The sequence below is a fragment of the Paenibacillus antarcticus genome, from assembly GCF_001637225.1.
GTDB lineage: Bacteria > Bacillota > Bacilli > Paenibacillales > Paenibacillaceae > Paenibacillus_AQ > Paenibacillus_AQ antarcticus.
This window is the reverse complement of sequence record NZ_LVJI01000002.1, coordinates 178,639-190,493: the sequence shown is the minus strand read 5'-3', so window position 1 is coordinate 190,493 and position 11,855 is coordinate 178,639. Positions and strand designations below refer to the sequence as shown.

Here is an 11,855-nt window from a genome sequence, read left to right as displayed (position 1 = left end):
GCATTTTAACTTTTACAGGCACCCCTTACCAGATAGTTCCATTACAGGCACAGCAGCAAAAAACCGTTCCCCGGTTTGAGTGGGAAACGGTTTTGATATAGTTCATTCAGGCCGACTGAGTTTATTCTTCAGCCATCATTCTTTAAATATCTTCTAAGGTCCTTCCAACTAGCCATGAAGTAACTTCGCTAACTCACTCACATCACCCGAGTTAATTCACTGAAACAACAGGCCGTGCCTCAATATACCCTCTATACCCCATCGGAGCAAGTTGAAATCTCGGTGCTACTTCAGGAGCCCAGTTATATCCGTAAATCGTAGGATCGAATTTCTCAATGTGATCCCACACTTCGCCGATTTCATCCATAAAGTCATCATCGTTATACGCTTCCCCTTGAAAAATCATCAGCTTACATGGAGGCAAATCAATAAGATCATATCCTTCAGGAACGGCATTGTTGTAATCCGTCGGCAGCTCTACTCCTTGCACATATAGGGAAGTTCCCTTTGTTATCAGGTGTTTCGGCAACCACATGCCAATAGGTTCATAAATCGCTTCTTTAACACTTGTAAGCATAGACCATACATCACTACCCACTTCTTCACAGTAAGCAAAATATCCGATGGCTTTGATTCCTCGCTTTAGAAGAACCTTTCTGGCAGGACGTTCAATAATTTGCACAAATACTGTTTTGGTAACTTTGTTCTCACTCATATTCATTTCTCCTTTATGAAATTCCCGGTAAGTATCGAAAACTCTTTCAGGCATGAAAAGTTGAATAGGAGGTGTGTTTTGACTATATTTTTTAGGCGATAAGCCGAATTCTTTTGAAAAAGCACGAGTGAACCCTTCGTGAGTGTCAAAGACATAATCTAATGCAACATCGATTATTTTGTATTCATCGTCACGTAGAACTAGAGCAGCTTTGGATAATCTTAAAGCACGTATATAATCAAATGGCGATCTTCCAATGATATCTTTAAAAATTCTGGATGCATGCCACGAAGAATATCCAGCTACATTGGAGAGTTGCTTAAGTGTAATCTCTTCATATATGTGGGCATCAATATATTCCTGCATAGTTTGCACCGCCATTACTATTTCTACCTGTTTCATTTTCTCACCTCCACGTATATATCGTAATTCAAAAGGAGAAGTCATTCTTGACCTGAATTGCTCTTATTCCATTTACCTAGTCAATCCCTTGATAATAAACCGAGGAACCCATATCATGGATTCCTCGGTTTATTTGTAGTCCATCTATGTAGTTCACATAAAAACAGAGGAACCCAAGTATCTACAATGGTCTCCTCTGATTATTAAAATAAAGATTTTTGATAAGGATGGCGAACTAGAAGTATTTCAACCTTCTGTTTATCATAACGTTAAAACACTTTATATGGTTCTGATTTACCTGGTGAAATAAGTACCATTCTCATATGAATTGGAACCCCTTTTATCGCCACTACTTTCCCAGGAATATATATAGACATCTCTTGTTTAACAAAATAATTCTCAATGACTTCCACCAAATGTTCACCAATTGCTGACCAACCGTTGTCTTCTCTCCACATATCCAGCTGGATCAATGACTGTAATGCTGTCTGCTTCCAGATGATATTCATCGTTTCTTATGTCGAGCTAACTGCTCCAATACTTCTTCCTTTGACAAGGACGGGTTATTACCATTAACCGCCTCTAATATAAGCTGTTCTTCTTCAGGATCAGTAACATCGTAGAAAGCAGATTGCGCAACTTCCTCTATCTCAAACAGCATAAACTTCCGTTTACCTACCTGAATATAAGCTTCTCCCTGTGTTAGAGCACTTGATAGTTCTTCATTCTCAAGTTTGACGAGCTTCATTTGTTCCTACCTCCCGTCGTAATATTACCTTTATTATAAGCTTTTAAATACTATTCGCAAATGTGCATATAAAGTAAAACCGAGAAACCCATATCATGGATTCATCGGTTTATTTGTAGTACATCTATGTGGATCATACTCGCGAACAAAATATTACTTAGTCCACTAATCTAATCAAGCTATATTTCTTCTTACCTTTACGAATAATGATAAACCGACCATCGAATGATTGGTCCGCAGACACTTCTGTGTTTACATCGACTACTTTCTCACCATTCATGGAGATCGCTCCATTCGTAATATCTTCTCTCGCCTGACGCTTAGATGGTTCAATACCTAGCTCAACCAACCAGTCCACCAAATTCTTAGTCTCTTTGGTAGCTTCGAACGTAGGCATTTCTTTGAATCCTTGTTCGATTTCGTCAGCTGTTAAGGATTTAATGTCTCCGCTGAATAGGGCTGCTGAGATTTTAATAGCTTGTGTTAAGGCATCTTCACTATGAACGAATTTGGTCATCTCTTCGGCAAGTACGCGCTGTGCTTCACGTTTACCTGGGTCTGTCGTTACCTTATTCTCTAATTCTGAAATTTCTTCTTGGTTCAAGAATGTGAAGTATTTCAAGTATTTAACGACATCACGGTCATCTTGGTTCAACCAGAATTGGTAGAATTCATAAGGTGATGTCTTCTCAGGATCTAGCCAGATTGCACCACCCGCAGATTTGCCGAACTTCGTTCCATCGGACTTCAACATAAGTGGGATGGTTAATCCGAATGCTGTCGCTTCTGATCCTTCTTTTTTACGAATCAGGTCTAGGCCACTTGTGATATTACCCCATTGATCCGATCCACCAATTTGTAATTGAACACCTTCTTCAGCAAATAGATGATGGAAGTCCATGGACTGGAGAATCTGGTACGTGAATTCAGTGAATGAAATCCCACTATCTAGACGACTGGATACAACGTCCTTAGCAAGCATCGAATTGATACTGAAGTTCTTCCCGTAGTCACGTAAGAAGTCGATCACGTTCAATGAATGCGTCCAATCATAGTTGTTCACCATTTTCAGTTGTGCATCGTTATCTGTAACGAATAACTTCTTCATTTGCGCTGTTAGTGCGTTCACATTGTCTTGTACTTGCTCTAAAGTCTGTAATTGACGTTCGGATGAACGCCCGCTCGGATCCCCAATCGTACCTGTCGCTCCACCAATTAAGATAACTGGTAGATGTCCGTATGCTTGGAATCGCTTCAACACCATGAATGGAATTAAATGTCCAATATGCATACTATCCCCGGTCGGATCGACACCACAGTACAATGCAATCTTCTTATTACTAACTAATTCACGTAATCCTTCTGCATCTGTCTGTTGGTTAATCGCGTCGCGCCATTCTAACTCATCAATAATATTCATGTTACTCATGATCATCCATCCCCTTTAAAATGTTAGTCTTGATCCATCCCCAATGCATACGCAAAAAACGCCCCTATGTCTACAATAGACATAGGGACGATTGAATAACCGTGTTACCACCCAAATTGCATAAATAGCATTACACACTACTATTCATACCACTCATAGCCATCATATCGTTGGCTAGTCCGCTTAGTGTTACCTAAGATACTCCAGAGTGTAATTCGCAAGACTGTTTGTGCTAGGTCGCATCGACCCCTAGCTTTCTGATTAACAGTGACAGTGTGCTACTTATTCCTTCAACGTATACCGTATATTAGATTAAAATCAGTATAGAGAATGACACGACCGTTGTCAATTCAGGATCTACATCATTTAAGAAATAAGCTTTATTTTGAGTAATAACACCCGTTACAGCCAACACAATAACCACCATAAAAATTAATAATTTAATTCATTTATATATTCCACACACTGTTCTCCATCAACAATCTCACCGATAATATATGCATCACAACCTGTTAACTTCAAATGTTCTATAATTTGTGACGCGTCTTCTGAATGGGCAACAAGTGTAATTCCAACTCCCATATTAAATGTTTTTAGCATTTCCTCATCATCGACATTCCCATATCTTTTTATGATTTCAAAAAGGGGATGGATCTTCATTTTGTCTAACTCAATTCTTGCATTTACGCCCGCAGGAAGTATACGATTTAAATTGCCCTTAATCCCTCCGCCAGTAATGTGAGCTAACCCATTAATTACATCTGTCGGAAACAATTCCTTTAAGTTTTGGTAATAACACCGATGTGGGGTTAGAATCGCATCTAAAAATGAATCTTCTTGAACCTTCTCGTCTAGAATTTGAGGCATTGTATCCATCAGTGTTCTTACCAATGTATATCCGTTTGTATGTAACCCATTGGATGCAAGAGCAATGATAACATCACCCTTAGCAATCTTTGTACCATCTATAATCTTATGTTTATCTACTACCCCAAGTATACTTGCATTAAGCATATAGCTTCCTTCTGGTAACACCTTCGGTTGCTCAGAAGTTTCTCCACCTATAAGCACACAATCTTGCGCACGACATGCATTAGATATGGCTTCTACTACTTCAACTACGATTTCTTTCTCAATCTTGCCACAGAGTATAATATCAAGAACAACTTCGGGTCTTGCTCCCATGACAATGATGTCATTTACCAAGTGATTAATTAAGTCATAGCAAATATTACTGACTTTATTATGGCGAAAGGATAATAGCTGCTTTGAACCTGGTTCTTCTGCCTTCAGTACAAGTACTGGATTGTCAATTCCATCAAATTTCGCTTCAAATAACGCTGCAAATGCCCCTGATTTATTTAACACTCTAGAATCAGTTGTTTCCAAACTTTTCTGCATATCTTTCTTCGTGGCATCAGCGTTATCGATGTCTACTCCCACCTGTGCATAGGAAAGTTTCTCACTCATTGTCATAACCTCCATTAATTTCATTCTAATGTAGATTTTAAATAAATTCTCTCAATTCCGCAAGTATCTTCCATTGAGATCACATGTACAACTTGTGCAGCAACTTGTGAAGCTTGTAATGATATAGGTCGATCTCCTGGTTTTTTTCCATTAAAGTATGTATCAACTCGACCAGGTCCAATCGTTGTTACCGATATACCCGTTCCTTTTAATTCGTCTCGGATTGAATCTGCGAATCCTCTTACAGCAAATTTTGAGGCGCAATATAGCGAGCCTTCTGCAAACCCGATATGATCTGCATCCGAAGTAATGTTAATTATTTTTCCGCTGTTATTTTCTTTCATTTTGGACATTACCGTTTTTGTGAGAATAAAGGTTGCTGTAAGATTAATAGCAAGCACCTCTGACCACTCCTTAAGCGATATGTCCTCCACCTTTTTAAATAGCCCAATACCTGCATTATTCACCAAAATGTCTATTCCTCCTGAATCCTCTATGATCTTCTTAGCCACTTCTTCCGTCTCATTGGCATTCGCTAAATCACAAGGATATACATGTACATTAGGAACACTCAAATCTATCGAATGAACATTTTTACTAAGTGCGTATACTCTATACTTTTCTAACTCAATTAACTTGTCTAAAACAGCTTTTCCAATACCTTTGCTACATCCCGTTAACAGAATGGATTTCATAATTCATCTCCAACCTTTCTAGGAATCTGTCTATTTCTTCTGATACCCTGCGATCTACCTGTCTCCGTCCCACTACAACGATCTTGGATTGATGCATCACATACTCTTCTTGTAAATTATGAGTTTGAAGCGTGTGACCTGTTTCCACACAATCCACACAACAATCGAAAATCGTAGGAACAAAACCTTCCGTTGATCCGTTTACATGTTGAATATTCACATCATTACGACCTATGGTTTGAAAATATTTAACAGCAGTATTCGGAAATTCTGTCACGCAAGTAAAAGAACCTACTTTCGATAAGACTGGTCTATTCTTCTGACTTAATAGACTAATTCTTGTATCACACCAATCAAGCTCTTTATAAATCTTAATATCATAATTACCTTCGTTAATCCATTCACTTGATGTAATTCCAAAATCTAAAATACCTTTATTGATCATCATCGGTATATCGCGATGTTTCAATAAATAGATATCCATATTCTCTTCAACCGAAAAATGCAATCTATCAGCGTTCACCTTTCCACCAACATAACTCTCTATTAATGAAACTGATTTACTCTTTACAACACCTTTTGGTAACCCAATTCTAATCAATTGATGATCCCTCCTTAGTCAGTACTTGTTCAAAAAGTTCCAATACTTGATAAAAACAATGTTCATCTTTATATACACTTCCAAATGTGTCGACCCACTCTTGAATGTTGTGTTTCATTTCATTCCAGACCAACGGGTCTTTAAGCCCCCTTATCAATTGCCTTTCCAAACCTTGTACATCATTAGAATTAAATAAAGAGCCGTTGTAACCATCCGTAACAATCTTACGTGCTGCCTCGGTATCTGATGCTATAACAGGGGTATTTAAGAACATGGATTCTAATAATACAGAACTAAAATTACCCTTGGTACGAGCATCTACCAACACATCAGCAGTCTGTAGTAAAGAGCCTACCTCTGACCTAGGCAAGTAACCTACAAATTCAGTACATCCCTCTATCTCTAGCTCTATTACAAGATTGTGAAGATATTTAAGATGAACTTGCTCAGGATGATCATCTGTCCCTGCAATAATTAATCGAGCAGGATAATTTTTTATAACCTTTGAAAAAGCTATAAGTATCGTTTCAATTCCTTTTTCTGGACTAAAACAGGAATTAATCGTAGCAATAATAGGTTCATTTCTAGGAATATTACCTCTTTCAAACTCAAAAATGCATTGATCAAGTGGCATAGGTATCTCAACAATACGTTCATTGATCGTATTGTCATTACTAACGGAACAAATACTCTTTCTAAGATCGTTATCTGCTACGATAATCCTGCTTGCCTTAGGTAAGCTCTGATCAATAAACCATTTTATTCTGTGGTCGCTAGTATAACCAATATTCATATCCCTACCAAAACTCGAAATAACGTAGGGGACTCCTTCCCACTCATGCACCATATAAGCACCATAACTATTAAAAGATCCATAGTGAGCATGTATTATATCTAATCCATACTCTTTCTTAAGCTCTAATAAATAATTAACTACCGTTGAAAGAGACATACTATACTCAAGTGAAGAAACCTTCCTATCATCAATAATGGGATGCTCTAACAATAAAGGATTAATGATAATGTATGGCATTAAATACTCAGGAATATCTGTTGGCTTCTTGCTCCCTAATAGAAACGCTTGGTGACCGTTAGTGCGGAGATATTTAAATAAATTTTTCGCATAAATTATACTTCCAGAGTTGTACGACAGATCAGCTGAAGGTACTATAGCTATTCTCATATAATGGTACTCTGTTCAAAGAAATCGTAGACTTGATTAAGACAACCTGCATTACTCACATCAGCTGATAAATAAATTAACTGTTTACTTATCAGTTCATCAACTAGTTTTTGTTCACTAATAATATACCTATAAGTCTCTTCAAAACTTACCTGTTTCCGATAGTCCACAACGTCCTCCTTTAAATCATAATTTCCTACTGCAGCACAAAAGTTTGTTACAAACGCTTTAGCCGTATCTGCATCCAATATTCGAGTTATTAACTTTCCATCTCTGTTATGATCTACAACTATTATGTTTTCAAAATACGCATCTTGTACGATAGAAGACTCATTTAGAAAATAACTTTCAATCCCCACTTGATCCCTAGAGCGTACCCATGTGTTAAGAGACCAAATATGGTTGTCCCTAATAATGGCATGCGTGTTTCCAGTACACGTAAACCCTTTCGTTTGAAGACTGTGAGCTAACGTTGTCTTCCCCGCTTTACCTCGACCAACTAATAAATAAGCCTTGTTATTACGTATTAATGTCGTACCTTTAACATGCAAAGAACGGTGTTTTAAAGACATCACAGTTAATATATATTTAAAAACAAAGTTCCAAAAAAATTTATTATATACGACTACATCTATATCTTTTATGCAAATCCTCATCTCAGTTTCTGATATTGATACTTTAAGTGGAGGTCCAATATGATGTCCTAAATATATCCCCTTATAAATCATTTCTTCCCTGTATGTTGCCTGGTTTTCATTAAAAAATTGATCATCATCCGTAGTGATAATTGTAAATTTATCACTTGTTAATAATTCGGAATAATTATTGTTACCGATGACCGTCTGTAAAAGGAACTCCGGGCGCTCAGAGATGATTAGAATTTCCCCCATGGGTATAACTATAGATCTTTGATATTTCATACTGTATCAATTTTTTTCACATATTTTAAATCGCCATATACTTTGAACTGCCTGTTTACTTCTTTTTCAAAAGTTGAGGTAAGTGCTTGTGATATGTTAATGTCAAGAATATTTCCTAAACAAAATATCCAAGCCATTAAATCACCAAGTTCTCCTTGAATTTCTTCTTTCGTTTTCCCCTTCCGAATCGCTGATACTACCTCTCCTAATTCTTCAACCATCCAAATCATTGATTTATTTAAATCATATCTCCCATAAACTTGATTAAACCTTTCTTGAATGTGATCTACTGATATCACTAGCTCTTCTGAAATACAATTCTCCATATATTCCATCCCCTTATCATTAAGATAATAGTTTAATATCTAAAAATTGGTTTCTTTGGGTGATGTCATAACTTATAGAACTTGTAATTGGTTGTAGTAATAATTCGGTTAGTTCTACGTAGATACTTCGGTTCTCTTTCAAATAGTTTGAAAAACATAGCGTCATCTTTTCCACATCGTTGCTATATTTATTTAAGAGATGCTGGTCATCAATATATTGTCTTCCCCAACTGTTAATGCGTAGTTGTTTCGTTCTTTCATTATTTACCTCAAACTTTTTAGCACAAGTAAATCGATAAATAAGTTTTGCATCGTCCACTCGTATAAGATACTTTAGGAACTGTTTTGATTGAAGTTCATAACCTAAATTATTGTTCAATAAAAACTTCACTGACATATCATCTTGAATGTAATAGTTGTATTTCACATCCAGCTCTTTTTTGATCACTTTATCAATTACATATAAAGCGATTAGTGATAGTTCCCCTACATCCAGCTCTGATTCTTCAAATTGTAATTCCCTTTGGGGTTTAATTAACTGAGTACGGAGTCTCTTATACTTCTCTACAGGATTTAATTCATCTAGTTCTAAAAGTTCATCTTCTGGTTGATAAATAATCATTCACATCACCCCTATTCCTAGAATTGACCTATATTAGTGTTCACGATGTCATCCTTTTCTTGGCATATCCCTATTTACGAAAAGTCCATCTGAATCTAACCGCCTGCCCCCTGATATTTATTTGCTCCATACATCCACAACTTATAGGACATATAGAATCCTAAGGGACCAATAACAAGTGCCACGACACCAAGGATCTTATTGGTTAGTACACTATCATCAAACAGATATATGCTTGGATAATAATTAATCATAGCAAGAGGAATAATCCAGGTTAGAACCATTTGCAGTAGGGTTCCGTATATTGAAATCGGATAGGCAATAAATTCCTTCAGTTTAAAGAAAATCTCGAACAAATATCTTACACGTAGAAAAATAAAGGATAAAGAACCAATCACTACTAACCCTGCTGCTTGTAGGAAAGAACCACTTATAATCGCAAGAACAAGATAGATTAACTTAATAGCCGTCCAGTTCATATCCACTTGCGTGATCGACCAAAGAAGGACAAGTAATGATATAACAATGTGAGCGATATATCCGATGTTGAATAAGTTCGCTAAGTAGTACGTAAATGGAGATAGTGGTTTCGTTAGATACTTATCGAAATCACCATTAATGATCGTCTGATCTAAACTCACCATCGGTGTGTATGTAAATGATGCTCCTATGGCATAGGTCAGTATATTTAAGCTGTACAAGAAAGCAATTTCTGTCCAACTCCAGCCATTAATGGTATCGAAGTTTTGTAGAAGTAGCCAAATAACGAGATAATTAGCTGCATAACCTGTGATCTGGCCAACTGCACCAATGATAAATGCGCCCCGATATTCCATGCGAGATTTAATGATTAATGTAACAAAATATGAAAATAAACGTATATTCATGGAATCCCACCCTTAGCTATTTTCCATTAACCACCTTGTACCACTAGCCTTTTGATAGCCCTGCTCCAGAGCAACTGGGTTGCAAGCCAAAGTATCAGAATCCACACACTTCCCTTCATGATCATCCACAAGATTTCACTTGCATCCATCTTCCCCATATATATTGCTGCAGGTACAAACCCTAAGAATTGAAATGGGAGCATATCAGCAATAAATCTCCATTCCGCTGAAAAGAACCATAATGGAAGAAATGACCCTGAGAATACCGTTATCAATGCCGCAACCATCCAATCCAAGGCGAATGTTGTCAGAAACCAGAACGACACCAGTGCTATTAAATAGCCTAACAAGAAAGAAATGGCTAACGCGATCAATAGACTTATTACAAATGCCACAATGGTATAAGGCTCTGTGGGAAAGCTGAAACCAAATATCAGCCATGCAATGAATATCGTCGGAACCACGGTGAACATGATTTGAAATACAACATTACCTAGTTCGTCATAAAACAAGAGCAACGGATAACTAATCGGTTTCAATAGATCCGAAATAATATTGCCTGTCTTCAATTTATCATCCACAACATAAATAACCTTGTTCATTAACATCATAGAAACAGATGCATTGATAAGCGAATAGGTAATCATGGCTTCTATATTAATACCATTCAACGAGCCAGTTCCGAGTAAGGCTCTCCATATTGAAATCTGAATGAATACGATTGAAATGTTGCCAAAAATTCGTAACCAGACTTCTGAACGATAAGCCGTATTGCGGAAAAATGCTTTACATGTGATTGCGTAATAGGCTCTCATCATATCTAAATCACACTCATTTTCTCTTGGTTGGCGATTCCAATGTTATTATCGTTATCCAGACTTCGGTAGTACATGCGAATGATATCCTCAATATCAGAATCCTCAAGACTGAAGTCTTTAATTGGGTAACGCTTAGACACACGTTTGACAAAATCAATAGCAGAGTCCAATCCTTTATCAATTTTAAAAGTCTTCCTGATGCCATGATCAGCAATTAGATCAGCATTTGCTAACTCAACTTCATTTCCAGGATTAGATTCGAATTCAATCGTAATTAGTTTCCCTGGTGAAAGGTTCGACTTTAATTGATCAACGGTTCCATCAAAGATAAGTTCACCTTTGTTCACAATCAGCATCCTTGGGCATATTTCTTCAATATCCTTCAGATCATGTGTGGTCAATAGAACGGATACTTTATGTTCACGATTCATCTGCTTGATGAAAGATCTAATATTATCCTTGGCTATAACATCTAAACCAATCGTTGGTTCATCTAAGAAAAGAATATCCGGATTATGTAGAAGTGCTAGACCAATCTCTGCTCTCATGCGCTGACCAAGGCTTAATTGCCTTACAGGTTGTGTGATGAACTCTTTTAAATTCAATAATTCCAGGAATATATTCATATTTGTTCGATAGTCGGTATCATGAATATTATAAATTCGTTTATGAAGATCAAACGAATCTTGTACGGGAAGGTCCCACCACAGTTGGCTCCGTTGGCCGAATACAATACCTACCTTTTTGGCGATTTCTTTACGATGTTTGTGTGGAACAAGGTTATTAACTGTAACCATTCCAGATGTTGGAACTAAAATGCCAGTTAGCATTTTGATCATTGTTGATTTCCCTGCACCATTAGGCCCCAAATATCCGACTGCCTCACCCTTTTCTATTGAAAAGGATATTTCATTTACGGCCTTTAGTAGTGTATGTTCTCTTGAAAATAGATTTCTCATCGATCCAATGACACCTGTTGATCGTGCAAATTGTTTGTATTCTTTCGAGATTCCTTCCACGCGAATCATCTATACCACTC

14 protein-coding genes and 1 other annotated feature are annotated in these 11,855 nt (G+C 37.1%); all 14 genes read right to left on the bottom strand.

Translation table 11 applies throughout. The annotated features are described in order from the left end of the window. Positions 1–211: 211 nt before the first annotated feature. Positions 212–1,117, bottom strand: coding sequence for a helix-turn-helix domain-containing protein (locus tag PBAT_RS03755; RefSeq protein ID WP_068646724.1), 906 nt, complete (start codon positions 1,115–1,117; stop codon positions 212–214). A 269-nt stretch (positions 1,118–1,386) separates the two neighbouring features. After that, positions 1,387–1,626, bottom strand: coding sequence for a hypothetical protein (locus PBAT_RS03750; protein WP_068646722.1), 240 nt, complete (start codon positions 1,624–1,626; stop codon positions 1,387–1,389). Further along, the gene (locus PBAT_RS03745; protein ID WP_068646720.1) at positions 1,623–1,865 is read right to left on the bottom strand and encodes a hypothetical protein; all 243 of its coding nucleotides are present in this window, start codon (positions 1,863–1,865) and stop codon (positions 1,623–1,625) included. Before PBAT_RS03745 ends, PBAT_RS03750 begins: the two co-directional genes overlap by 4 nt. Positions 1,866–2,022: 157 nt before the next feature. Beyond that, on the bottom strand, positions 2,023–3,285 hold the full coding sequence (tyrS, locus tag PBAT_RS03740; RefSeq protein WP_068646832.1) for a tyrosine--tRNA ligase: 1,263 nt from the start codon (positions 3,283–3,285) through the stop codon (positions 2,023–2,025). 89 nt (positions 3,286–3,374) lie between these two features. Continuing rightward, positions 3,375–3,597 (bottom strand) — a binding site (T-box leader). 129 nt (positions 3,598–3,726) lie between these two features. Continuing rightward, positions 3,727–4,764, bottom strand: a complete 1,038-nt coding sequence (gene purM / locus PBAT_RS03735) for a phosphoribosylformylglycinamidine cyclo-ligase (RefSeq protein ID WP_068646718.1) — start codon at positions 4,762–4,764, stop codon at positions 3,727–3,729. Positions 4,765–4,784: 20 nt separating this feature from the next. Then, a complete protein-coding gene (locus tag PBAT_RS03730) occupies positions 4,785–5,459 on the bottom strand; it encodes an SDR family oxidoreductase (protein WP_068646716.1) in 675 nt (224 codons plus the stop codon). Beyond that, a complete protein-coding gene (gene hisG / locus PBAT_RS03725; protein WP_068646714.1) occupies positions 5,431–6,060 on the bottom strand; it encodes an ATP phosphoribosyltransferase in 630 nt (209 codons plus the stop codon). Before hisG ends, PBAT_RS03730 begins: the two co-directional genes overlap by 29 nt. Further along, complete coding sequence (locus PBAT_RS03720) at positions 6,053–7,243, bottom strand: glycosyltransferase family 4 protein (RefSeq protein WP_068646712.1); 1,191 nt, start codon at positions 7,241–7,243, stop codon at positions 6,053–6,055. The genes hisG and PBAT_RS03720 overlap by 8 nt, the downstream gene beginning before the upstream one ends. Beyond that, on the bottom strand, positions 7,240–8,163 hold the full coding sequence (locus tag PBAT_RS03715) for a hypothetical protein (protein WP_068646707.1): 924 nt from the start codon (positions 8,161–8,163) through the stop codon (positions 7,240–7,242). The genes PBAT_RS03720 and PBAT_RS03715 overlap by 4 nt, the downstream gene beginning before the upstream one ends. After that, the gene (locus PBAT_RS03710; RefSeq protein ID WP_211267815.1) at positions 8,160–8,489 is read right to left on the bottom strand and encodes a MazG nucleotide pyrophosphohydrolase domain-containing protein; all 330 of its coding nucleotides are present in this window, start codon (positions 8,487–8,489) and stop codon (positions 8,160–8,162) included. Before PBAT_RS03710 ends, PBAT_RS03715 begins: the two co-directional genes overlap by 4 nt. Positions 8,490–8,508: 19 nt before the next feature. After that, positions 8,509–9,111 (bottom strand): hypothetical protein, encoded by a 603-nt coding sequence (locus tag PBAT_RS03705; RefSeq protein ID WP_068646703.1) that lies wholly within the window; start codon positions 9,109–9,111, stop codon positions 8,509–8,511. 95 nt (positions 9,112–9,206) lie between these two features. Next, positions 9,207–9,998, bottom strand: coding sequence for an ABC transporter permease (locus PBAT_RS03700; protein ID WP_068646701.1), 792 nt, complete (start codon positions 9,996–9,998; stop codon positions 9,207–9,209). 26 nt (positions 9,999–10,024) lie between these two features. Continuing rightward, positions 10,025–10,816, bottom strand: a complete 792-nt coding sequence (locus PBAT_RS03695; RefSeq protein ID WP_068646699.1) for an ABC transporter permease — start codon at positions 10,814–10,816, stop codon at positions 10,025–10,027. Between the two features lie 2 nt (positions 10,817–10,818). Further along, positions 10,819–11,844, bottom strand: a complete 1,026-nt coding sequence (locus PBAT_RS03690; RefSeq protein ID WP_068646693.1) for an ABC transporter ATP-binding protein — start codon at positions 11,842–11,844, stop codon at positions 10,819–10,821. Positions 11,845–11,855: the final 11 nt, after the last annotated feature.